Source organism: Amycolatopsis endophytica (assembly GCF_013410405.1).
Taxonomy (GTDB): Bacteria; Actinomycetota; Actinomycetes; order Mycobacteriales; family Pseudonocardiaceae; genus Amycolatopsis_E; species Amycolatopsis_E endophytica.
Genome location: NZ_JACCFK010000001.1, coordinates 1,186,358 through 1,208,288, shown reverse-complemented (window position 1 = coordinate 1,208,288; position 21,931 = coordinate 1,186,358). Strand labels below are relative to the sequence as shown.

The following is a 21,931-nucleotide window of genomic DNA, read 5'->3' as shown; positions in this document are numbered from 1 at the left end:
GTAATGCGACTCGCGATCGGGAGCGTGGGACTCGCGGTGGGTCAGGAGCCGAGGTAGCGCAGGACGGCCAGCACCCGGCGGCTGTAGCCCGCGACGCCTGCCAGGCGCAGCTTGTCGAAGATGGCGTTGACGTGCTTCTCCACCGCGGACTGTGAAACGTACAACTCGGCCGCGATGCCGGCGTTCGTGTGTCCTTCGGCCATCTTCGCCAGGACCTCGCTCTCGCGGGCGGTCAGCGTCGCGAGCGGGTCGGCGTGCGTGGTGCGCGCCAGCAGCCGCCGGACCACCTCCGGGTCGAACGCCGCGCCGCCCGCGCCGACCCGCTCCAGCGCGTCGAGGAACTCGCCGACCTGCATGACCCGGTCCTTGAGCAGGTACCCGACCCGCCCGCCGTCGTCGGTGATCAGCTCGGTCGCGTACCGCTTCTCGACGTACTGCGACAGCACCAGCACCCCGACCGAAGGCCACCGGCGGCGAATCTCCAGCGCCGCCCGCAGGCCCTCGTCGGTGTGACCGGGCGGCATGCGGATGTCGGTGACCACGACGTCGGGCTGATTCCGCGACACCGCGTCCAGCAGTTCGACGGCGTTGTCGACCGCGGCGAGGACCTCGTGGCCCTCCTCGGCGAGCAGCCGGACCAGTCCCTCCCGCAGCAGGGTCGAGTCCTCGGCCAGGATCACGCGCACGGCAGCACCGCCGCGACGGTCGTCGGCCCGCCGATCGGACTGTCCACAACGAACCGGCCGTCCGCGGCGCCGACGCGCCGGGCCAGTCCGGACAGGCCGTTGCCCCCGATGTGGGCGCCGCCCACGCCGTCGTCTGTGATGGTCAGAGTGAGCATCGTGCCGGACCGCGTGACCGCGATGTCGATCCGGTTCGCCGCCGAATGCTTGATCGCGTTGGTCACGGCCTCGGACGCCACGAAGTAGGCAACCGTCTCGGTCGCCCGGCTCACCCGGTCGCCCAGCTCGCACCTCAGCCGTACCGGGAGGCTCGACCGTTCCGCCAGGGCTTCGAGCGCCGTGCCGAGCCCGCCCTCGTCGAGCGCGACCGGGTAGACCCGCCACGCCACATCCCGGAGTTCCTGCAGCGCCAGCTGGGTTTCCTCGTGTGCCTGACGCAGCAGCGCCTGCGCCCGCTCGGGATCGTTCGCCCTCCGCGCGCGGCCGAGCTGCATGCCCAGGGACACGATCCGCTGCTGGACGCCGTCGTGCAGATCGCGCTCGATTCGCCGTCGCTCGTCGTTGACGGCCTCGACGACCTCGGCCCGGCTGTTGGTCAGCGCGGCGACGCGCATCCGCAGTCGTTCCTCCTTCGTCGGCCCGAAGAAGTGGTCGGCCAGCCTGCGGTCGAGCGCGGCGACGCCGATGAGCCCCTGCACCGCCAGGAAGATCAGCAGTGCGCCCATCAGGAGCAGGACCGGCATGTCGTACCAGTCCTGGTCGTCGCCGAGCGGGTGCCCGGTGAGCATCCGCCATGCCGTGATCCCCGCCGTCGCCACACCCAGCCCGATCAGGACGAAGATCCCGGCGCCGAGCCCGCCCGCCAGGCTGCGGACCGCCAGATAGCGCAGGGCACGGACGTCGCGGTAGACAGGGGGGGTGGGGTGGTCCAGGTAGCGTCGCAGCCGGGATCGTTCCAGCTCGGCGAACCAGCACGTCACGTCGAACACCGCGGTCCGCGCCGCGGGCACGACGAGCGCGAGCGTGGCGACGATGGCGACGGCCAGCTCGGCGAACGCGCTGAGCGCGCCGAGCGCGAGCCCCACCGTCACACGCAGCGCGTGCCGGAGGTCCACTGTGGGCATAAGTCCAGGTTAGCGGTGGTGCCGACGGCCGGTACTGAGGTTTTCCGCAGAATGATCGGGTGCCCTGCCCCATGGTCGCGCGCGGTCCGGATTCCTAGCGTCGTAAGCATGGATCTTCACCTTGCACAGGCCGAACCGCTCGGGGGACTCGCGGGCTGGGCCGTTTCGCTGATGGACTCACTCGGCGGCCTCGGCGCGGCCGTCATCGTCGGACTGGACAACCTGTTCCCGCCCATCCCCAGCGAGCTGGTGCTGCCGCTCGCCGGGTTCTCCGCGAGCCAGGGCACTTTCAGCCTGCTCGGCGCCCTGGCCTGGACCACGTTCGGCTCGGTGGCCGGCGCGGTCATCGTCTACTGCCTCGGCGCGTGGCTCGGCCGGGAGCGGACGCGCGCGCTGTTGCTGCGCGTCCCGCTGGTCAAGGCGTCCGACTTCGACCGCACCGAGGCGTGGTTCGCCAGGCACGGCACGAAGGCGGTGTTCTTCGGACGAATGGTGCCGATCTTCCGCAGTCTCATCTCGCTGCCCGCGGGGATCGAACGGATGCCGTTCGGCAGGTTCCTCGTGCTGACGACGCTGGGCAGCCTGATCTGGAACACGATCTTCGTCGTGGCCGGCTACCTGCTCGGCGCGAACTGGCACATCGTGAACGACTACGCCGGGATCTTCCAGTACGGCGTGATCGCGGCGGTCGCGATCGCGCTGGTGGCCTTCGTGATCACGCGACTGCGCAACCGCGAGCGCGCGGCCCGCTGAGCGCTCACCGGTCGCCGGAGAACCGTTCCCACGCCGACTGCCTGGCCATGCCCAGCGCGTCGCCGACACGGGCCCAGCTCGCGCCCAGTGCGCGGGCCCGCCGGACCCAGTCCAACAGGTTGTGCTCCACCTGGTCTGCGGTCCTGGCGACGCGGGGGAGCGCCGACAGCACCTCCTCGACATCGTCGATCTGCTCCCACGGAGCGAGCTGCGGCATCGTGCCGGGGTTGGCGTCGATCACCTGACGGCACAACTCCACACATCCGTCACAGATGAACACGCCCGGTCCCGCCACGAGGGCCGAAACCTCGGTGTTGGGCTTCATGCAGAAGGAACACGCAGCCAGAACTCGTGCGCCGGTCGCAGTCATGGTCCCGCCCTTCACTGGAATTTGGTGTCAGGCGGAACCTAATACTGTCAGGGTGTTCCTGACAAGCCGAAAACGAGGAGGCCGCCCTCCCGCGGGAAGGAGGGCGGCCTCGCGGAAGGCGTCAGGCGGCCTGGGCCACGGGGGTGGTGGCAGGCGCCAGCGCCAGGTCCAGTACCTCGCGCACGTTCGACACCGGGTGCACGTCGAGCTGGGCCAGCACGTCCGCGGGGACGTCGTCCAGGTCCGGTTCGTTGCGCTGCGGGATGATCACGGTCTTCATCCCGGCCCGGTGCGCGGCCAGCAGCTTCTGCTTGACCCCGCCGATCGGCAGCACGCGCCCGGTCAGCGACACCTCGCCGGTCATCGCCACGTCGGCCCGCACCACGCGGCCCGACAGCAGCGACGCCAGCGCCGTGGTCATCGTGATCCCGGCCGACGGGCCGTCCTTGGGCACCGCGCCCGCGGGCACGTGGACGTGCACGCCCCGGTCCTTCAGGTCGCCGACCGGAAGTTCCAGCTCGGCGCCGCGCGAGCGCAGGTAGGACAGCGCGATCTGCACGGACTCCTTCATCACGTCACCCAGCTGCCCGGTGACCGTGAGCCCGGAGCCGCCCGATTCGGCATCGGCCAGCGATGCCTCGATGTAGAGGACGTCACCGCCCGCCCCGGTCACGGCGAGACCGGTCGCCACGCCGGGCGTCGCGGTCCGCTGGGTCGACGCCGGCAGCGCCGACTCCGGCAGGTGCCGCGGGCGGCCCAGGTAGGTCTCCAGGTCAGCCGCGTCCACGGTCAGCGGCAGCGCCGCCTCGTCCAGCGCGACCCGGGTCGCGATCTTGCGCAGCACCTTCGCGATGGTCCGGTTCACGTCGCGCACACCTGCCTCGCGGGTGTACTCGGCGGCGATCCGGCTCAGCGCCGCGTCGGTGAGCCGCACGTCGTCGCGGCCCAGCCCGGCCCGCTCCAGCTCACGCGGCAGCAAGTGGTCGCGGCCGATGACGACCTTCTCGTGCTCGGTGTAGCCGTCGAGCGTGACCAGTTCCATGCGGTCCAGCAGCGGGCCGGGAATGGTCTCCAGCGCGTTGGCCGTGGCGAGGAACACCACGTCCGACAGGTCCAGTTCGACCTCGAGGTAGTGGTCGCGGAACGTGTGGTTCTGCTCCGGGTCGAGCACCTCCAGCAGCGCCGCCGTCGGGTCGCCGCGGTAGTCGGCGCCCACCTTGTCGACCTCGTCGAGCAGGACGACCGGGTTCATCGAACCGGCTTCCTTGACGGCGCGGACGATGCGGCCGGGCAGCGCGCCGACGTAGGTGCGCCGGTGGCCGCGGATCTCCGCCTCGTCCCGGATCCCGCCGAGCGCGACACGCACGAACTCGCGACCCATCGCCTTCGCGACCGACTCACCGAGCGACGTCTTGCCCACACCCGGAGGACCGACCAGCGCCAGCACGGCTCCCGCCCGTCGCCCACCACCGCCCTCAACGGAGCTTCGCCCTGTCTCTACTCCATGCGTCCCGCCGACCTGGCCCTGGCCCGCTTCGGCGCGACGGGCACGCACGGCCAGGTACTCGATGATCCGTTCCTTCACGTCGTCCAGACCCGCGTGGTCGGCGTCGAGCACCGCGCGCGCCGCGGCGATGTCGTGCACGTCCGTGGTCCGGTTGTTCCACGGCAGCTCCAGCACCGTGTCCAGCCAGGTCCGGATCCAGCCGCCCTCGGGAGACTGCTCGGAGGTGCGCTCCAGCTTCTCCACCTCGGCCAGCGCGGCCGTGCGGACGTGCTCGGGCAGGTCGGCCTTCTCCACGCGGGCGCGGTAGTCGTCGGAGTCGGCGGTGCCGTCCAGCTCGCCCAGCTCCTTGCGGATCGCCTCCAGCTGGCGGCGCAGCAGGAACTCCTTCTGCTGCTTCTCCATGCCCTCGGCGACGTCCTTGCGGATCGTGTCGGTCACCTCGACCTCGGCCAGGTGCTCCCGGCTCCACTCCAGTGCCTTCTCCAGCCGCGCCGCGACGTCGAGCGTGCGCAGCAGCTCCAGCTTCTGGCCGGTGCTCAGGAACGGCGAGTTCCCGGCCAGGTCGGCGATCGCGGACGGATCCTCGATCTGCTGCACCGCGTCGATCATCTGCCAGCCGCCGCGCTGCTGGAGGATCGAGATCACGACGGTCTTGTACTCGGCCGCCAGCGTCCCCGCCTGCTCGCCGACGATCTCGGCCACGGGTTCGGTGTGGACCCAGCGGGCGGCGCCGGGACCGTCGCCGTTGTCGCCGATCCGGGCGCGCCGGGTGGCGCGCAGCAGGACGGCAGCCTTGCCGCCCGGGACACGGCCGACGCGCTCGATGGTCGCGACAGTGCCCAGCTCGGCGTACTCCCCGTGCACTCTCGGGACGATCAGGACTTCGGTCTGCGCGGCCGGAACTGAGCGGATGCCCGGGAACGACGTGCTCGGCGCTTTGGCCTGCGCGGAATCGACCGCGGCACGGGTCTCGGCGTCGTCCAGCTCCAGCGGGACGATCATGCCGGGCAGCACGACGTCGTCGTCGAGAGGCAGTACGGGGAGGAGCCTGGTGTCGGTCATCTTCGTTGCTCCCTACCTGGTTGAGTCTGTCTAGCTCAACTTTCGTGCGGTCCGGTTTGTTTCCGCAGGTAGTTCGCTTGCAGCGGACGGCTCGGGGGAATAAACGGACCCGGTCGCGGCAGTGCCCGGGACTGAGATGCTCGTCGCATTGCGGGAATCGTTTTCCCGGGTGTATCGCCGCAGGCCACGCTGCGTCATCGGCTTCCGTAATCTCGATCGCCCGGGAATCGTGAACGTCCCGGAGGAGCGCAGCACGGCGGCGCGCGGCGAACGCGTCGTAGTCGACGGAAAGCGCTTAACGGTGATTACCGGGAGCGACTGCTCGCAAGCTCACATCACCCGGAAGTCTCCGCTGGTCACCGTAGTTGGCGCGTTGTTAACTATGAGGTGATGTCATGGCGGCCGGAAAGAGGCCGAAGTACGCCCTCCGGGGTACAGTGATCCCCTCATTCGTACTGAGATCACCATCTCGTGCGCGATGAGTACCGGCGGGCGCACTGGGGCGAATGGGTGGAAGGAGGTTGCATGCCGGACTCCGATGGCAGGCCCGAGGCCCCCATCCCGGCGGCAGCCACCGGCGCTGGTGGTGCCGAGGCTCAGGCGGACGAGCGCCGCTTCCGGGTCTACACGCTGACGGTGTTCTCCGTCGGCGTGCTCACCGCCGCCGCCGTCTCGCTGTGGATGCCCTTCCACGGCTCGGCGAAGCTCTGGTGGATCGGCCCGGTGCTGGCCCTGTCCTTCCTGCTCGCCGAACAGCTCGGCATCAACGTCGACGTCCGCTCCGGCATCTCCTGGACCATCTCCTTCACCGAGATCCCGCTGGTCATCGGCTTCTTCGTGGCGCCGTTCGAGGTCGTGCTCGCCGCGCACCTGGTGGCCGGGATCAGCACGCTCGTCGTCCGCCGGGTCTCCGGCCGCGTCCTCTACAACGCGGGCGCCTTCCTGCTGGAGATCACCAGCGCGTTCGCGGTCGCCGGACTGGTCGAGAAGATCATGGGCTCGTCCGAGATGACCTGGCCCGCCGCGCTCGCCGGCACCCTGACCGCGCCGCTGGCCAGCACGCTGCTGGCGCTGGCCGCCGTCCGGGTGCTGCGCCGCCGCATGCGGATCGGCACCGCGCTCCGGCTCACCGGCCGCATCCTCGTCGTCGGGTTCGTCAACGCCTCCGTCGGTCTGAGCGGCTACCTCGTGATCGCCGGGACAGCCAACGCCTGGCCGCTCGTGCTCGCCGTGTTCGCCGGGCTGTCCGCGCTCTACTGGGCCTACTCCGACCTGTTGCGCGAGCAGCGGGACATGGAGGCGCTGTCCGACGTCAGCCTGATGGTCGCCCGCTCCGGGCAGCAGGCCGCGGCCCGCCCGGCCAGCGGCGCCGACGACCTCGCGGCCGGCGTCAACGCCAGCGAGTGGGAAACCATCGCCGAGCGCATCAAGGACCAGCTCTCCGCGGGGCGGGTCGTGCTGCGGCTGCGGCTCGAACCGACCGCGGACATGCGGGCGGTCGTCGCGGGCGAGCCGATGCCACCGGCCGAACTGCCCGCCGACGACCCGATGCTGCGGCTGCCCGGCTCGCACGTCCGGCACTTCCGGATCACCGAGGCCAACAGCGACATCGCCGCCGGACTGCTCGGCCGCGGCGCGCAGGAGGCGCTGGTCGTCCCGCTGCGCAGCGCGAACCAGCTGCTCGGCGTGGTCGAGGCGCACGACCGGCTGTCCCGGTGGCGTGGCTTCGGCAAGTACGACGTGCAGCTGCTCGGCACCATGGCGAGTCACCTGGCGACCGCACTGGACAACCGCCGCCTGCTCGCCACCCTGCGCCACGACGCCTACCACGATCCGCTGACCGGCCTGCTCAACCGGCCCGGTTTCCGCCAGGTCGCACGCGAACCGCTGGCCGAGCACAGCGCCTCCGAGGACGCGGCGGTCCTGCGCATCGACCTCGACGTCTTCTCCGCGGTCAGCGACGCGCTCGGATACGCGTGGGCGGACCGCATGGTGATCGCCGCCGGACGCCGCCTCCGCGACGCGCTCGGCCCCGACGTCCCGCTCGCCCGCCTGGAGGGCGCGTCCTTCGCCGCTCTGCTCACGGGCGTGCGCGAGGAGGACGTGCACGAGGCGGCGGCGCGGCTGCGTGCCCAGCTGTCCGTGCCCTACCCCGTCGACCGTCTGACGGTCGAGGCGAACGCGATGGTCGGTTACGCCTGCACCGCCGGTGACGACACCCTCGACCCCGGGGACGTGGACGCGCTCCTGCAGCGCGCCGACGTCGCCGTGCGCGCCACCCGCGGCGGCGAGGAGGTCCGCGGGTACGTGCCCAGCATGGGCCAGATCTTCCTGCGCCGGTTCCAGATGGTCACGCAGTTCCGGCAGGCCATCGAGGAGGGTCAGGTCAGCGTCCACTACCAGCCGAAGGTCTCGCTGCCCAGCAAGCAGGTCCTCGGCGTGGAAGCGCTGGTGCGCTGGCAGCACCCGGAGTTCGGGCGGCTCGACCCGGACGAGTTCGTGCCCGCCGTCGAGGCCGCGGGCCTGGTCGGCGTGCTGACCGGGTTCGTGCTGGAGCAGTCGCTGATCCGGGTCCGCAAGTGGATGGACGAGGGCCTGCGAATCTCGGTGGCGGTCAACCTGTCCGTGCGGAACCTGGCCGACGAGGACTTCCCGGCCAAGGTGGTGGAGGCGTTGCGCCGGTTCGACGTGCCGCCCGAGCTGCTCACGTTCGAGCTGACCGAGTCCGGCGTGATGGCCGATCCGGCGAAGGCGCTGCCGATCCTGCGGGAGCTGCACAGCCACGGGATCGTGCTGGCGGTCGACGACTTCGGCACCGGCTACTCGTCGCTGGCCTACCTGCGGCAGCTGCCGGTGGACGAGGTCAAGATCGACAAGAGCTTCGTCCTCGGCATGGGCACCGACCTCGGCGACCTCGCCGTGGTCCGGTCCATCGTCGAGCTGGGCCACTCGCTGGGCCTGGCGGTCGTCGCGGAGGGCGTCGAGGAGGACGTCGCACGCGACCAGCTGGAGGCGATGGGCTGCGACGTGGCCCAGGGCTACCTGATCTCGCGCCCGCTGGCCGAGGACCGCCTGGAGGCGTGGCTGCAGGCGCGCACGGCCAGGTCGGTCGGGCGCAAGATGGAGACGGTCCTGACGTTGCTCACGTGAAAGGGGACCCCCCTGCGCGGGCCGGAGAGTCCACCAGGTAATCTCTTCGAGGCTTCAACGTTGCGACGTTGGCTCGCCCCAATAGCTCAGTCGGCAGAGCGTCTCCATGGTAAGGAGAAGGTCTACGGTTCGATTCCGTATTGGGGCTCGGTGGTCCGAGGGTTTTTGTTCGAAGCCCGAAGGCCGGTCAAGGCGGTGTAGCTCAGTCGGTAGAGCAAGCGGCTCATAATCGCTGTGTCGCCGGTTCAAGTCCGGCCACCGCTACGCGGATGGGCGGGCTGTGCTCACGGAGTGCGTGAGCCGGATCCGCTTCGCATTGCTCTGGGGGTCGGACCCCCAGGCCCCCGCCAGGGGGCAAGCCCCCTGGACCCCCACAAGGGGTCGGCTGATGAAGCCAAGGTCACCTGTGGGGGGTTCGTTGTGTAGAGAAAGGCTTTGCCGTGGCTGCCACCGACGTGCGACCGAAGATCACGCTGGCGTGCGAGGTCTGCAAGCACCGCAACTACATCACCAAGAAGAACCGGCGTAACGACCCGGATCGCCTGGAGATGAAGAAGTTCTGCGCGAACTGCGGTACGCACCGGGTTCACAAGGAAACCCGCTGACGCCAGCGCACACCGTTTTTCCGAAGGCCGCCCCGGTTCCCGGGGCGGCCTTCGTGTTTGCAGGCCCGCGCCTCCAGCACGGCGAAGGTGGCGACCCACGCGGCGCCGGCGAGCAGGAACACCACCCCCAGCGCGGTGAGCGGCAGCACAGGGATCAGCGCCAGGATCGCCACCGCCGCCAGGGCGTTGACCCCCGCGGCGGCCCGAGCCGCGGTGCGGACGCCGGCGCGGCGGGCGAGCAGCACCAAAGCCACGCCCCCGGTGAGCATCATGGCGCCGAGTGGCGCGAACCAGGGAGCGGGCAGCCCCAGCGGCCCGGACAGGTAGAGCCCGCCGGGCAGCATCACGACGCCGAAGATCGCGGTGCCCCACCCGTCGGCCCGCAGACTCGCTCTCGCGGTGTTCATCGGTGTCCTCCGTTCGATTCGATCTTCACGCTGGCAGCGCCGCCGATGCGGATCAATGACCTCCGAGGTCATGGCCACGGTGATCACCGGCGCATAACCTGACCGCATGCCGAGCGAGGCCCGGGTGGGCGAGTTGTTGCCGGAGTGGCGGCGGCAGCGCAGGCTCGAGCCAGCTCGACCTCGCGTTGCTGGCGGAGACGTCGGCGCGTCACGTGTCGTGCGTCGAGACCGGCCGCGCCCAGCCGAGCCGAGAGATGGTGCTGCGGCTTACCGTGGCGCTCGATGTTCCGTTGCGCGAGCGGAACACGCTGCTGCTCGCCGCCGGGTACGCGCCGGCGTACCGCGAGCGCGACCTCGACGACGAGGAGATGTCGGCGATCCGCGTCGCGCTCGACACGATCCTGACGAACCACGAGCCCTACCCGGCGGTCGTGGTGGACCGCCGCTGGAACGTGGTGACCGGTAACCGCGGCATGGCCCTCCTGATGGACGGCATCGCGCCGGAGCTGCTGGCGCCGCGGCCGAACGTGTTCCGGCTGGCCCTGCACCCCGCTGGCCTCGCGGCCCGGCTGGTCAACCTGCACGAGGTGCGGGAGCTGTTCCTCGACCGGCTGCTGCGGCAGGTGCGGATCACCGGCGACGCGGAACTGCGGTCCCTCCACGAGGAGGTCAGCCGCTACCCCGTGCCCGGCGGTCCGGAGCGCCCGGTCACGCGCCGGAGTCCGATCGAGGTGCCGCTGCGGATCCGCGCGCCGGGCGGCGAGCTGGCCTTGTTCAGCACCATGGCGACGTTCGGCGCACCGGCCGACGTGACGCTGTCCGAGCTGGCGATCGAGCTCTTCTACCCGCTCGACGAGGCGACCGGACGGGCTCTGTCCGCGCTCGCGGGATAGGTAGGCTTCCCGGGTGCCTTTGGACCCCTCGTTCACCGGGCGGACGTACCCGCCGGACTCAACGTATGAAGTCGGTCGCGAGAAGATCCGGGAGTTCGCCCTGGCGATCGGCGACGCCAGCCCGGTCCACGTCGACCCGGAGGCGGCCCGCGCGGCCGGCTATCCGGACGTCATCGCCCCGCCGACGTTCCTCACGATCATCAACCTGGAGGCGATCAACACGATCGTCGCCGATCCCGAGCTGGGCCTGGACTACGGCCGGATGGTGCACGGCGACCAGAGCTTCAGCCATGTCCGGCCGGTGCACGCCGGCGATGTCCTGAGCATCACCACGACGGTCGAGGACATCAAGTCCCGCGCCGGCAACGACTTCCTGACCGTGCGCGCCGAGGTCACCGACGCCGCCGGAGAGCTGGTGTGCACGACACGGGCGCAGCTCGTCGTGCGGGGGGAGGATGCCTGATGGCGTACGAAAAGGGCACGGAGCTGCCACCGCTGCAGGTGCACGTCACGCGTGACCAGCTGGTCCGGTACGCCGGGGCTTCGCTGGACTTCAACCCGATCCACTGGAACGAGCGGTTCGCGAAGGAGGTCGGGCTCCCGGACGTGATCGCGCACGGGATGCTGACGATGGCGCTCGGCGGACGGCTCGTCACGGACTGGCTCGGCGACCCCGGCAAGCTGGTCGACTACAGCGTCCGGTTCACCCGCCCCGTCGTGGTCGCGCCCGAGGGGGCGGACGTCGAGTTCACCGCGAAGGTCGCCGAGGTCCGCGAGGACGGCAGCGCACGGGTCGACATCACCGCGAAGTTCGAGGGCAAGACCGTGCTCGGGAAGGCGCAGGCCGTCGTCCGCTGAGGTGCATCCCAAACTGGTACCATAATGGGATGACCAAGCAGATCGCCGTTCGTCTGCCGGACGAGCTGGTGTCGTTCATCGACCACGTGGTGGAGGAAGGCAAGGCCACGAGCCGTGCCGACCTGGTCTTCCGCGCGCTGGAACGGGAGCGCAGGCGATTCATCGCCGAGCGCGACATCGCACTGCTGACCGGCGGCGTGCCCGACGATCTGGACGGGATCGACGAGCACGCCGCCCCACTGGACGACCTGGACTGATGCGCCCCATCCACACGGCCCGGCTCGACAAGGTCCGGCCGGTGCTGGTGCTGACCCGCGAACTGATCCGCCCGCACCTGACCCGCGTGACGATCGCCCCCATCACGAGCACCATCCGCGGCCTGTCGACCGAGGTGCGGGTCGGCAAGCTCAACGGACTCGACCACGACAGCGTCGTCAGCTGCGACAACATCCAGACCATCCGGAAGACCTCGCTGGGCAAGCAGATCGGCCGATTGCTGCCGGAGCAGGAACACGAGCTGACCGAAGCGATCCGGTTGGCCTTCGACCTGGACTGAACGAGCGTCAGCGACCACCCGCTCAAGGTGAGCCGGACTGCGGGGGCCCTGGTCATCCCGGAGCCAGCCCGTCCGGCGAGGACGCTTTTGATCTTTGAACCCGCGCCGCCTTCGGCTGGCGGGGAAGCGCCTCCGGCGCTGGCTGGGCGCGCCGCCGCGCAGTAGTCGGTCACCTGAGGTCCGGGCACGTCTTGGTTCGGCTTTCGTTGCCGGGCGGCGGTTGGTCGCTGGCCGGTTTTGTGCGCGGGCGGCAAACACGGCGCCCGGAGGAGCAAACACGGTGCCCGGAACGGCAAACACGGTGTCGGGAGCGTGTTTGCCGCTCCGGGCAGTGTGTTTGCCGTTCGCGTCAGCGTGTTTGCCGGTCGGGGCAGTGTGTTTGCCGGTTCGTGTGGGACTCGCCGGGGGAGAACGGGGGGCTAGTCGACCAGGTCCAGGACCACGTCGGCCATTCCGCGTTCGCCGACCGCGTTCGGGTGCAGCTCCATCGCCGGGGAGGACGGGACCACGTCTTCGACCCATTTCACCCTCGCCTTGGCGCACATGTCCTTGCCCTTGCTGGGCGTCGCGGTGTCGGCGTACCCGGCCGAGTTCTGTCTGGCCTCGGTGGCCAGCATCGTGTTCAGCTTCGCCAGTGAGGTGCGCAGGTAGGCGACGTCGTCCGGGCCGATCGGGAGGAACGGCCAGCAACCCGTGCCGTCCGGGAGGGCCGTCGGGTAGCCGACCACGACCACCTGCGCGCGCGGGGCGCGTTCGTGGATCGCCGTGAGCGCCTCGCGGATTTTCGGGGCCGTGTCGGCGATCCGGGTCGCCAGCTCATCGCGGCCGCCTGCGGTCAGGCGGGGTTTGCACAGGGACACGGCCTTGTTCGTGGTGAGGCAGTCCCGTGCCAGGCCGACCAGGCCGATGTCGTTGCCGCCCATGCCGAGTGTCACCAGCGTGGTGTCCGGGGTGACCGCGTCCAGCTGGGGCGGGTTGACACCGTCGGGCGTGGTCTGCGGCTCGGTCAGGTGCTCGGTCGTCGCGCCGCCGCAGCTGACGTCGGCGAACGAGGCGGGGCGGATCTTGGCGGCGACCAGGTGCGGGTAGTTGTTGTCCGAACGGGCACATCCGGCCGGCAGGCCCGCCCGGGCACCGGTCTTCGGCGACGACGTGTACGAATCGCCCAGGGCGACGTAGCGGCCGGTGCCGGGGCCGATCACCGAACCCGGCGGCTTCGGTGGCGCGGCCGACTCCCCGCGATCGCCGCGCCAGTACACGACACCCGCGGTCGCCGCGCCCACGAGCGCGGTCACCACGACCCCGATCAGCACCTTCTTCCCCACCCGCCCCGGCTACCCCGGAAACGCCGGAGCGGCACCTCCCCGTTGGGAAGGTGCCGCTCCGGTTACTCAGGTCGGGTTACTTCGCCTCGGACAGCAGGGCGGCGATCCGCTGCACGCCCTCGACGAGGTCGGACTCGGCCAGCGCGTAGGAGAACCGGAAATAGCCCGGGGTCCCGAACGCCTCACCGGGCACGGCGGCGACATCGGCCTCGCGCAGGATCAGGTCGGCCAGTTCGAGCGTGTCCGAGGGCTTTTCGCCCCGGATCTCCCTGCCCAGGATCTGCTTGAACGACGGGTACACGTAGAACGCGCCCTCCGGCGTCGGGCAGTCGACACCGGGAATGTCCGACAGCAGCGAGACGATCTTCTTCCGGCGCGAGTCGAACGCGGCGCGCATCTCGGCGACCACGTCCAGCGGCCCGGCGACAGCGGCCAGCGCGGCGCGCTGCGAGACGTTCGAGACGTTGCCGCAGAGGTGCGACTGGTAGCCCGTCGCCGCCTTGATCACGTCCTTGGGGCCGGCGATCCAGCCGACCCGCCAGCCGGTCATCGAGTAGGTCTTGGCGACACCGTTGAGGACCAGCGTCTGGTCGGCCAGTTCCGGCACCACGACCGGCATCGAGTGGTTCTCGGCGCCGTCGTAGGTCAGCAGCTCGTAGATCTCGTCGGTGACGACCCAGATACCGTGTTCGAGCGCCCACTTGCCGATGGCCTCGATCTGCTCACGGCTGTAGACCGCGCCGGTCGGGTTCGACGGGGAGTTGAACAGCAGCACCTTCGTGCGGTCGGTGCGCGCGGCCTCCAGCTGCTCGACGGTGACCCGGTATCCGGTCGATTCGTCGGCCGTGACCTGCACCGGAACGCCACCGGCGAGCTTGATCGACTCGGGATAGGTGGTCCAGTAGGGCGCCAGCAGCAGGACCTCGTCGCCCGGGTCGCACAGCGTCGCGAACGCGGAGTAGACGGCCTGCTTGCCGCCGTTGGTGACCAGTACCTGGCTGGGCTCGATGGCGAAGCCGGAGTCCCGCAGCGTCTTCGCCGCGATGGCCTCCTTCAGCTCGGGCAGGCCGCCGGCCGCGGTGTAACCGTGGTTGACCCGCTCGTGGACGGCCTTCGCGGCCGCCTCCACCACGTGGTCGGGGGTGGGGAAGTCCGGCTGCCCCGCACCGAAGCCGATCACCGGGCGGCCCTGCGCCTTCAGCTCCTTGGCCTTCGCGTCCACGGCGAGCGTGGCCGACGGCGTGATGCCCGCGATGCGGGCGGAGATCCGGGAGCTGGCAGTGACGGTTGCGGGTGCGCTCATGGCCCCCATAGTCGCACGTCCGGTGTGTCGCGAAGCACGCGGGAGCCCGGAGTGAGGCCCTCGGTTGCGGGGTCGTTCAGGGCTTGCCGTAGACTTCCGAACTTGGAACGTCCGGCGCCTGACCCCGCAGGGCATGCGGGGAGGGTCAAGGGCGTCCAGCGAGCGGCTGGATTGCTCGAAGGGGTGTAGCTCAATTGGCAGAGCAGCGGTCTCCAAAACCGCAGGTTGCAGGTTCAAGTCCTGTCACCCCTGCGTCGATGTAGGTGCCTTAGCGGAGGAGTGGTCGTGAGCGACAACGACGCCGGCGGCAAGGACCAGGAGCAGGAGTCCAAGCGGGCTGCGCGTCCGGTCACGGCCGCGGCGCGGCGCGAACGTCGCGCTTCCGCACGGCCTGCGGGCAAGGCGGCCAAGGAGGGCGACAAGGCGCGTCCCGCGGGCAAGGCTTCGGCCGGAGCCCCGGCCGCTGACGCCAAGTCCAAGGCCGGCGAGGTCAAGAAGGGGCGGGCGACCCCGAAGCGGACTCGCAAGGACAAGAAGCCGTCGCTATTCGCGAGGCTGGTGCGCTTCTTCCGCGAGGTGTGGGCCGAGCTGCGCAAGGTCATCTGGCCGACGCGCAAGCAGATGGTCACCTACACCACCGTGGTGCTGGTCTTCGTGGCCTTCATGGTCGCGCTGGTCTCGGTGCTGGACTTCGCGTTCCGCAAGGGCGTGTTCTGGCTGTTCGGCTGAGCGCGTCCCGCGGGCCGGCACGGACACGACAAGCGATCAAGTGAGAGGACGGAACGTGACCTCCGAGAACGGCGTCGCAACCGGCGACGAGTACGACGAGCCGGTCGAGGCGGCCACCGAGGTTGAGGACGAGGCCGCAGCGCCCGACGAGGACGCCGCAACCGCCACCACCGAATCCGGCGAGGCGGAGACGGCCGGGGACGAACCGGCCGAGGCGGAGTCCGACACCGCATCCGATGCCGCGCCCGTCGAAGAGGCTCCCGCCGAGGACGACGACGAGGACCCGGTGGAGAAGATGCGCAAGGAACTGCGCACGCTCCCGGGCGACTGGTACGTCGTGCACTCCTACGCGGGGTACGAGAACAAGGTCAAGAACAACCTCGAGACCCGTACCACCACGCTGGACGTCGAGGACTACATCTTCCAGATCGAAGTCCCGACCGAAGAGGTCACCCAGATCAAGAACGGTCAGCCCCGCCAGGTGCAGCAGAAGGTGCTGCCCGGCTACATCCTGGTCCGGATGGAGCTGAACGACGCGTCCTGGAGCGCGGTCCGCAACACCCCGGGCGTCACCGGCTTCGTGGGTGCGACGTCGAAGCCGTCGCCGCTGAGCATCGACGAGGTGCTGAAGTTCCTGGCCCCGAAGGTCGAGAAGGCCGCCCCCGCCAAGGGCAAGGGCGAGCCGGGCGCGGCGAAGACCGCGCTGGGCGCCCCGGCGGTCGAGGTCGACTTCGAGGTCGGCGAGTCGGTCACCGTCATGGACGGCCCGTTCGCCACGCTGCCCGCGACGATCAGCGAGGTCAACGCGGACGCGCAGAAGTTGAAGGTCCTGGTGTCGATCTTCGGCCGTGAGACGCCGGTCGAGCTGTCGTTCACGCAGGTCGCCAAGATCTGACGGTCCAGTAGACTGGATCGTTGGCCCTCGCGCGCAGGCAGGCGCGTGGGGTACTCGGTAGTGAATAGGAACTAGGAATGCCACCCAAGAAGAAGAAGCTTGCAGCGATCATCAAGCTGCAGATTCAGGCGGGTGCCGCGAACCCGGCTCCGCCGGTCGGCCCCGCGCTGGGTCAGCACGGCGTCAACATCATGGAGTTCTGCAAGGCCTACAACGCCGCGACCGAATCGCAGCGCGGCAACGTGGTGCCGGTCGAGATCTCCGTGTACGAAGACCGGTCGTTCGACTTCAAGCTGAAGACGCCGCCGGCCGCCCGTCTGCTGCTCAAGGCCGCGGGTGTCGACAAGGGCTCGGCCGAGCCGCACAAGACCAAGGTCGCCAAGGTGACCTGGGACCAGGTGCGCGAGATCGCCGAGACCAAGAAGTCGGACCTCAACGCCAACGACGTCGAGCAAGCGGCCAAGATCATCGCCGGTACCGCCCGTTCGATGGGCATCACGGTCGAATAAGCCCTCGGGGCTTGCAGTGGGAGAGCCACGCGCTGGCTCGTCACCACAACTGATCCACTTTTCTAGTTAAGGACAGACATGGCAAAGCGCAGCAAGGTCTACCGCCAGACCGCTGAGCAGATCGACCGCACGCGGCTGTACGCGCCGCTGGAGGCCGTGAAGCTCGCGAAGGAACTTTCCAAGTCCAAGATGGACGAGACGGTCGAGGTCGCGATGCGCCTCGGCGTCGACCCCCGCAAGGCCGACCAGATGGTCCGCGGCACCGTGAACCTGCCGCACGGTACCGGTAAGACCGTCCGCGTGATCGCGTTCGCCGTCGGTGACAAGGCCGCGCAGGCCGAGGCCGCCGGTGCGGACGCGGTCGGCAGCGACGACCTGATCGAGCGCATCCAGGGTGGCTGGCTCGACTTCGACGCCGCTGTCGCGACGCCGGACCAGATGGCGAAGGTCGGGCGGATCGCCCGCATCCTGGGCCCGCGTGGCCTGATGCCGAACCCCAAGAGCGGCACCGTCACCCCCGACGTCGCGAAGGCCGTGACCGAGATCAAGGGCGGCAAGATCGACTTCCGGGTCGACAAGCAGGCCAACCTGCACCTGGTGATCGGCAAGACGTCCTTCGAGGTCGAGAAGCTGGTGGAGAACTACGCCGCCGCGCTCGACGAGATCATGCGGGCCAAGCCGTCCGCCGCGAAGGGCCGCTACGTCAAGAAGGTCGTCGTCTCGACCACGATGGGCCGCGGAATCCCCGTCGACCCGGCCCGGACGCGCAACCTGCTCACCGAGGAAGCAGCGGTCTGATCCGGCTGTAGCTGTTCACGAAGGGCCCTGGTGCATGCACCGGGGCCCTTCGTCATCGGCTGGTCGAGGTTGCCGGAGTGCTTGTGGTGCTCGGTGGCGGACAGGTCATCGGGCCCGGTTCGTGGCCGGTGATGAGCCACTGTCCCTTTTCGACGCGCTGCACCATGAATGTCCCCAGTGCAGGCCCGCCCCGAATGGTGAAGCGGCACGAGTCGATCGTCACTGTGTCGCCGGGCGGCGGCTCGGATACCGAGCTCGGAATCGACTCGGCGTACTCGTTGATATCCGTGACCTGCCCCTTCAGAGCGAAGACGGCCTGCTGGCAGTCGGGATAACCGAGGTCCTCGGCGAACTTCTGCTGGACCGGGATGTCGAACGACCCGCAGGCGAGGTCCGGACGGTTCTGGGCGGTCTGGGCGTAAACCATCCGGACCGCTTCGTATGGCTCCGTCGAGAAGATCTTGTTGGTGTGGTAGGTGCCGCCGCCGGTTTCGGAGGCGGGGAGGTCCGGGTCCTGCTCGGGGAAGAAGTGGCGGTACAGCAGGGTTCCGGCGATCACCAGCACCAGCAGGAACAGGAACGCCGACAGCAGCTTGCCCGCGAGGCGCTTCGCCCAGCGGGGGGCCTTGATCTTCGGCCGGGGGGCGGGCAGCTGCGGGGGCGCGGGCTGGAGCTGGCCGCCGTACGGGGGCTGCATCGGCGGGCCGCCCGGGCCCGATTGGGCCGGTGGGGCTCCGTAGCCGGGAGCGCTCTGCACCGGGGCGTTCTGGGTGGGGACCATCTGCCCGTTGCCCTGCCGCTGGGCCTCGCTGTAGCGCAGGAAGTCCTGGAACTGCTGGAACTGCTGGAACTGGCGCAGCTGTTCCGGATCGAGCTGCTGGGCGGGCTCGACCGCGCCCCCGGGCGTGGGCTGTCCACCGGGAGGGGTCGGCTCGTCGTCCGGCTGCTGGCCTGGTCGCTGCTCCACCACCCGCTCATGATGCCTTGCGCGCCGTGGCGAGGTCACTACGCATCGAGGCTTCACGGGTGGCGCCGCCGGTTGTCAAGGGACATGTATTATGGACGGCGGTTCTACCGAAGACCGCTGGTTCTTCGCGTCCCGGACGCGAAGCGAAGTGCCCCGGAGGGGCGGCCCGCGCAGGAGGAACGAGGCAGCGCACCCTCGGTGCGCGTCAACGCCCCGTGCTTGCTGCGCGTGGGCGTTTTCTCCGTTCAGGGGCTCCTCGGAAACGGCGGTCACAACCAGCCAAGAGAGGAGGCGACCCATGGCGAAGCCGGACAAGGTGGCGGCCGTCGCCGAGATCGCGGACCACTTCCGCAACAGCTCGGCCACCGTCGTCACGCAGTACAACGGCCTCTCCGTGTCCCAGCTGTCCCAGCTGCGCCGCGCTCTCGGCACCAGTGCCAAGTACCGGGTTGCGAAGAACACCCTCGTGCAGCGGGCCGCGGAAGAGGCCGGCATCGAGGGGCTTCACGAGCTGTTCGTCGGCCCGACCGCGATCGCCTTCGTGCAGGGTGAGCCGGTCGACGCCGCCAAGGCCCTGAAGACCTTCGCCAAGGACAACACCGCCCTGGTCATCAAGGGTGGCTACATGGACGGCCGCCCGCTGTCCGTCGAAGAGGTCAACCAGATCGCCGACCTCGACAGCCGCGAGGTTCTCCTCGCCAAGGCGGCAGGCGCGTTCAAGGCCAAGCTGTCCCAGGCCGCCGCGCTGTTCCAGGCCCCCGCGTCCCAGGTCGCCCGCCTTGCGCAGGCGCTCGCGGACAAGCAGGGCGAGGGCGCCCCGGCGTCCGACGAGGCACCCGCCGAGAGCTGAACCACCACCCACCCCGTACTACCCGTTAGGAAAGGAACGCCATCATGGCGAAGCTGAGCACCGACGACCTGCTCGACGCCTTCAAGGAGCTGACCCTCCTGGAGCTGTCGGACTTCGTGAAGAAGTTCGAGGAGACCTTCGACGTCACCGCGGCCGCCCCGGTCGCCGCCGTCGCCGCCGCCCCGGGTGCCGCTGCCGCCCCGGCCGAGGAGGAGAAGGACGAGTTCGACGTCATCCTCGAGGGTGCCGGCGACAAGAAGATCCAGGTCATCAAGGTCGTCCGCGAGGTCGTCTCCGGTCTGGGCCTGAAGGAGGCCAAGGAGCTCGTCGAGGGCGCCCCGAAGCCGATCCTGGAGAAGGTCGACAAGGACGCCGCCAACGCGGCCAAGGAGAAGCTCGAGGCTGCCGGCGCCAAGATCAGCGTCAAGTAACTCGCGCATTCCGCATCACGAAAAAGCGGACCGTCCTGTGCGGATGGTCCGCTTTTTTCGTTCACCTGGATTGTGGCTTGAAAAACTGGTGAGTAACCTGCTCGGGACTTGACTCGTTGCACCCTCATGACGCCGGGCAGGCGTGTGCCAGGGTGTTGTCCACGGCGTCGGAGCTGCGGGAGGTTCGATGGGTGCCGAGGTGGTCGTCGAGGGTTTGACCAAGTCCTTCGGGCGGCAGAACATTTGGCGGGACGTGTCCCTGACGCTTCCTCAGGGCGAGGTGTCGGTCATGCTCGGCCCGTCGGGCACCGGCAAGTCCGTGTTCCTCAAGTCCATGATCGGCCTGCTCAAGCCCGACCGCGGCAGCTGCACGATCAACGGTGTCGACATCGTGCGGTGCAGCGAACGCAAGCTCTACGAAACGCGGAAGCTCTTCGGGGTGCTGTTCCAGGACGGCGCGCTGTTCGGGTCGATGAACCTCTACGACAACGTGGCGTTCCCGCTGCGCGAGCACACCAAGAAATCCGAGACGGAGATTCGCCGGATCGTCCTGGAAAAGCTCGACATGACCGGTCTGGCCGGTGCGGAGAAGAAGCTCCCCGGTGAGATCTCGGGTGGGATGCGCAAGCGCGCCGGACTGGCCCGCGCCCTGGTTCTGGACCCGGAGATCATCCTGGTCGACGAGCCGGACTCCGGTCTGGACCCGGTCCGCACCACCTACATCTCCCAGCTGTTCATCGACGTCAACGCGCAGATCGACGCGACGTTCCTGATCGTCACCCACAACATCAACCTGGCCCGTACGGTGCCGGACAACCTGGGCATGCTGTTCCGCAAGGAGCTCGTCATGTTCGGGCCGCGCGAGGTGCTGCTGACCAGTGAGGAGCCGGTCGTCAAGCAGTTCCTCAACGGCCGCATGGACGGCCCCATCGGCATGTCCGAGGAGAAGGACACCGCCCAGATGGCCGCCGAGAAGGCGATGTTCGAGGCCGGTCACCACGCGGGCGGCGTCGAGGATGTCTCCGGCATTCCCGCGCAGATGCAGCCGACGCCCGGTGTGCCGACGCGACAGGGCGCGATCCGCCGCAAGGACCGGGTCATGCAGATCCTGCACACGCTGCCCCCGGCGGCGCAGGAGGGGATCATCGAATCCCTGACCCCGGAGGAGCAGCGGCGCTACGGTGTCAGCCCGCGTCGCGCGGTGGTCACGGGAAGCCGTCACGCCGCCCCGACCGGCCCGGTGGCCTCACACCACCAGGGGCAGCTGCCCGAGGAGGAGATCGCCCGGATGCCGCAGTCGGGCTGGCCGAGCAGATCCGAGACCACCGACCGGTTGCGCGGACCGGGGGCCGGTGGGGCATGAGCTCGTCGGCCACTTCGGCCAAGGTTCCCGGGATCGGAATGCTCCGCGAAACCGGGAAACTGTTCGCCCTCGGGCTGGACATCATCCGCGGGATCTTCCAGCGGCCGTTCCAGCTGCGTGAGTTCATCCAGCAGTCCTGGTTCATCGCCAGCGTCACGATCCTGCCCACGGCACTGGTCGCGATCCCGTTCGGTGCGGTCATCTCGCTGCAGTTCGGATCGCTCGCGCGTCAGCTCGGCGCGCAGTCCTACACCGGCGCGGGCAGCGTGCTCGCGACCGTGCAGCAGGCCGCCCCGCTGGTGACCGCCCTGCTCGTCGCGGGTGCCGGTGGCAGCGCGATCTGCGCGGACATCGGTGCGCGCACCATCCGCGAGGAGATCGACGCGATGGAGGTGCTCGGCGTCTCCGCGGTGCAGCGGCTGATCGTGCCGCGCGTGCTCGCGTCGATGCTCGTCGCGTTGCTGCTCAACGGCATGGTCAGCGTCATCGGTGTGCTCGGCGGCTACTTCTTCAACGTGGTGCTGCAGGGTGGCACGCCGGGCGCGTACCTGGCGAGCTTCTCGGCGCTGGCCCAGCTGCCCGACCTGTGGGTCGGTGAGATCAAGGCCCTCATCTTCGGCTTCATCGCCGCCGTGGTGGCCGCCTACCGCGGGCTGAACCCCGCGGGCGGCCCGAAGGGCGTGGGTGACGCGGTGAACCAGTCCGTCGTCATCACGTTCCTGCTGCTGTTCGTCGTGAACTTCGTGATCACGCTCATCTACCTGCAGATCGTCCCCGGAAAGCTGAGCTGATC

The 21,931-nt window shown here is 69.5% G+C and carries 24 protein-coding genes and 3 tRNA genes; 19 read left to right on the top strand and 8 right to left on the bottom strand.

The genetic code is table 11. The annotated features are described in order from the left end of the window. Positions 1-41 precede the first annotated feature (41 nt). Together HNR02_RS05925 and HNR02_RS05920 are read right to left on the bottom strand one after the other, a co-directional pair. Positions 42-686 (bottom strand): response regulator transcription factor, encoded by a 645-nt coding sequence (locus HNR02_RS05925; protein WP_179772179.1) that lies wholly within the window; start codon positions 684-686, stop codon positions 42-44. Further along, entirely contained in the window at positions 677-1,807 is a 1,131-nt protein-coding gene (locus tag HNR02_RS05920; RefSeq protein ID WP_179772178.1) for a sensor histidine kinase, read from the bottom strand. The genes HNR02_RS05925 and HNR02_RS05920 overlap by 10 nt, the downstream gene beginning before the upstream one ends. Positions 1,808-1,915: 108 nt before the next feature. Here HNR02_RS05920 and HNR02_RS05915 point away from each other — a divergent pair, with 108 nt between their 5' ends. Further along, the gene (locus HNR02_RS05915; protein ID WP_179772177.1) at positions 1,916-2,560 is read left to right on the top strand and encodes a DedA family protein; all 645 of its coding nucleotides are present in this window, start codon (positions 1,916-1,918) and stop codon (positions 2,558-2,560) included. Between the two features lie 4 nt (positions 2,561-2,564). On the opposite strand, the gene HNR02_RS05910 is transcribed toward HNR02_RS05915, so the two are convergent. Continuing rightward, the gene (locus HNR02_RS05910) at positions 2,565-2,930 is read right to left on the bottom strand and encodes a ClpX C4-type zinc finger protein (protein ID WP_179772176.1); all 366 of its coding nucleotides are present in this window, start codon (positions 2,928-2,930) and stop codon (positions 2,565-2,567) included. Between the two features lie 121 nt (positions 2,931-3,051). Continuing rightward, entirely contained in the window at positions 3,052-5,499 is a 2,448-nt protein-coding gene (gene lon / locus HNR02_RS05905; RefSeq protein ID WP_179772175.1) for an endopeptidase La, read from the bottom strand. A 525-nt stretch (positions 5,500-6,024) separates the two neighbouring features. Here lon and HNR02_RS05900 point away from each other — a divergent pair. The 4 genes from HNR02_RS05900 (at position 6,025) to rpmG (ending at position 9,254) form a co-directional block, all read left to right on the top strand. Further along, positions 6,025-8,649, top strand: a complete 2,625-nt coding sequence (locus HNR02_RS05900; RefSeq protein WP_179772174.1) for a putative bifunctional diguanylate cyclase/phosphodiesterase — start codon at positions 6,025-6,027, stop codon at positions 8,647-8,649. Positions 8,650-8,724: 75 nt separating this feature from the next. After that, positions 8,725-8,797 (top strand) — tRNA-Thr (locus tag HNR02_RS05895). Positions 8,798-8,840: 43 nt separating this feature from the next. Then, positions 8,841-8,913: transfer RNA gene (locus tag HNR02_RS05890), tRNA-Met, on the top strand. Positions 8,914-9,089: 176 nt separating this feature from the next. Beyond that, positions 9,090-9,254, top strand: coding sequence for a 50S ribosomal protein L33 (gene rpmG / locus HNR02_RS05885; protein ID WP_179772173.1), 165 nt, complete (start codon positions 9,090-9,092; stop codon positions 9,252-9,254). On the opposite strand, the gene HNR02_RS05880 is transcribed toward rpmG, so the two are convergent. Continuing rightward, positions 9,236-9,661: a hypothetical protein gene (locus HNR02_RS05880; protein WP_179772172.1), complete on the bottom strand. Its 426-nt coding sequence runs from the start codon at positions 9,659-9,661 to the stop codon at positions 9,236-9,238. The genes rpmG and HNR02_RS05880 overlap by 19 nt on opposite strands. A 254-nt stretch (positions 9,662-9,915) precedes the next feature. On the opposite strand from HNR02_RS05880, the gene HNR02_RS05875 reads away from it, so the two are divergent. Genes HNR02_RS05875 through HNR02_RS05855 form a run of 5 tightly spaced genes read left to right on the top strand, consistent with a single transcriptional unit; the run spans position 9,916 to position 11,968 of the window. Then, positions 9,916-10,554, top strand: a complete 639-nt coding sequence (locus HNR02_RS05875) for an MmyB family transcriptional regulator (RefSeq protein WP_312860915.1) — start codon at positions 9,916-9,918, stop codon at positions 10,552-10,554. 13 nt (positions 10,555-10,567) lie between these two features. Continuing rightward, positions 10,568-11,017: a MaoC family dehydratase N-terminal domain-containing protein gene (locus HNR02_RS05870; RefSeq protein ID WP_179772171.1), complete on the top strand. Its 450-nt coding sequence runs from the start codon at positions 10,568-10,570 to the stop codon at positions 11,015-11,017. Continuing rightward, on the top strand, positions 11,017-11,412 hold the full coding sequence (locus HNR02_RS05865; protein WP_179772170.1) for a MaoC family dehydratase: 396 nt from the start codon (positions 11,017-11,019) through the stop codon (positions 11,410-11,412). The genes HNR02_RS05870 and HNR02_RS05865 overlap by 1 nt, the downstream gene beginning before the upstream one ends. Positions 11,413-11,441: 29 nt before the next feature. Then, on the top strand, positions 11,442-11,669 hold the full coding sequence (locus HNR02_RS05860) for a YlcI/YnfO family protein (RefSeq protein ID WP_179772169.1): 228 nt from the start codon (positions 11,442-11,444) through the stop codon (positions 11,667-11,669). Next, positions 11,669-11,968 (top strand): type II toxin-antitoxin system PemK/MazF family toxin, encoded by a 300-nt coding sequence (locus tag HNR02_RS05855; protein WP_179772168.1) that lies wholly within the window; start codon positions 11,669-11,671, stop codon positions 11,966-11,968. The genes HNR02_RS05860 and HNR02_RS05855 overlap by 1 nt, the downstream gene beginning before the upstream one ends. A gap of 419 nt (positions 11,969-12,387) precedes the next feature. Here the strand turns inward: HNR02_RS05855 and HNR02_RS05850 are convergent, their stop codons facing one another. Next, positions 12,388-13,293 (bottom strand): SGNH/GDSL hydrolase family protein, encoded by a 906-nt coding sequence (locus HNR02_RS05850; protein ID WP_179772167.1) that lies wholly within the window; start codon positions 13,291-13,293, stop codon positions 12,388-12,390. Between the two features lie 76 nt (positions 13,294-13,369). Then, positions 13,370-14,596 carry a pyridoxal phosphate-dependent aminotransferase gene (locus tag HNR02_RS05845; protein ID WP_179772166.1) on the bottom strand — a complete coding sequence of 409 codons (1,227 nt, stop codon included), beginning with the start codon at positions 14,594-14,596 and terminating at the stop codon, positions 13,370-13,372. A gap of 179 nt (positions 14,597-14,775) precedes the next feature. Between HNR02_RS05845 and HNR02_RS05840 the strand changes: the two genes are divergently transcribed. From HNR02_RS05840 to rplA, 5 genes are all read left to right on the top strand, one after another. Then, positions 14,776-14,848 (top strand) — tRNA-Trp (locus HNR02_RS05840). A 27-nt stretch (positions 14,849-14,875) separates the two neighbouring features. Beyond that, on the top strand, positions 14,876-15,325 hold the full coding sequence (gene secE / locus HNR02_RS05835) for a preprotein translocase subunit SecE (protein ID WP_179772165.1): 450 nt from the start codon (positions 14,876-14,878) through the stop codon (positions 15,323-15,325). A 55-nt stretch (positions 15,326-15,380) separates the two neighbouring features. Beyond that, positions 15,381-16,220 carry a transcription termination/antitermination protein NusG gene (gene nusG / locus HNR02_RS05830; protein WP_179772164.1) on the top strand — a complete coding sequence of 280 codons (840 nt, stop codon included), beginning with the start codon at positions 15,381-15,383 and terminating at the stop codon, positions 16,218-16,220. A gap of 77 nt (positions 16,221-16,297) precedes the next feature. Further along, positions 16,298-16,729: a 50S ribosomal protein L11 gene (gene rplK / locus HNR02_RS05825; protein ID WP_179772163.1), complete on the top strand. Its 432-nt coding sequence runs from the start codon at positions 16,298-16,300 to the stop codon at positions 16,727-16,729. 78 nt (positions 16,730-16,807) lie between these two features. Continuing rightward, the gene (rplA, locus tag HNR02_RS05820; RefSeq protein ID WP_179772162.1) at positions 16,808-17,527 is read left to right on the top strand and encodes a 50S ribosomal protein L1; all 720 of its coding nucleotides are present in this window, start codon (positions 16,808-16,810) and stop codon (positions 17,525-17,527) included. A 52-nt stretch (positions 17,528-17,579) separates the two neighbouring features. Here the strand turns inward: rplA and HNR02_RS05815 are convergent, their stop codons facing one another. Beyond that, complete coding sequence (locus tag HNR02_RS05815; RefSeq protein WP_179772161.1) at positions 17,580-18,497, bottom strand: hypothetical protein; 918 nt, start codon at positions 18,495-18,497, stop codon at positions 17,580-17,582. Between the two features lie 295 nt (positions 18,498-18,792). On the opposite strand from HNR02_RS05815, the gene rplJ reads away from it, so the two are divergent. The 4 genes from rplJ to HNR02_RS05795 all read left to right on the top strand — a co-directional run bounded on the left by rplJ (position 18,793) and on the right by HNR02_RS05795 (position 21,929). Next, a complete protein-coding gene (rplJ, locus tag HNR02_RS05810) occupies positions 18,793-19,344 on the top strand; it encodes a 50S ribosomal protein L10 (RefSeq protein WP_179772160.1) in 552 nt (183 codons plus the stop codon). 44 nt (positions 19,345-19,388) lie between these two features. Beyond that, positions 19,389-19,775: a 50S ribosomal protein L7/L12 gene (rplL, locus tag HNR02_RS05805; protein ID WP_179772159.1), complete on the top strand. Its 387-nt coding sequence runs from the start codon at positions 19,389-19,391 to the stop codon at positions 19,773-19,775. A gap of 187 nt (positions 19,776-19,962) precedes the next feature. Then, positions 19,963-21,138, top strand: coding sequence for an ABC transporter ATP-binding protein (locus HNR02_RS05800; RefSeq protein ID WP_179772158.1), 1,176 nt, complete (start codon positions 19,963-19,965; stop codon positions 21,136-21,138). Further along, positions 21,135-21,929 (top strand): MlaE family ABC transporter permease, encoded by a 795-nt coding sequence (locus tag HNR02_RS05795; protein ID WP_179772157.1) that lies wholly within the window; start codon positions 21,135-21,137, stop codon positions 21,927-21,929. The genes HNR02_RS05800 and HNR02_RS05795 overlap by 4 nt, the downstream gene beginning before the upstream one ends. Positions 21,930-21,931 lie beyond the last annotated feature (2 nt).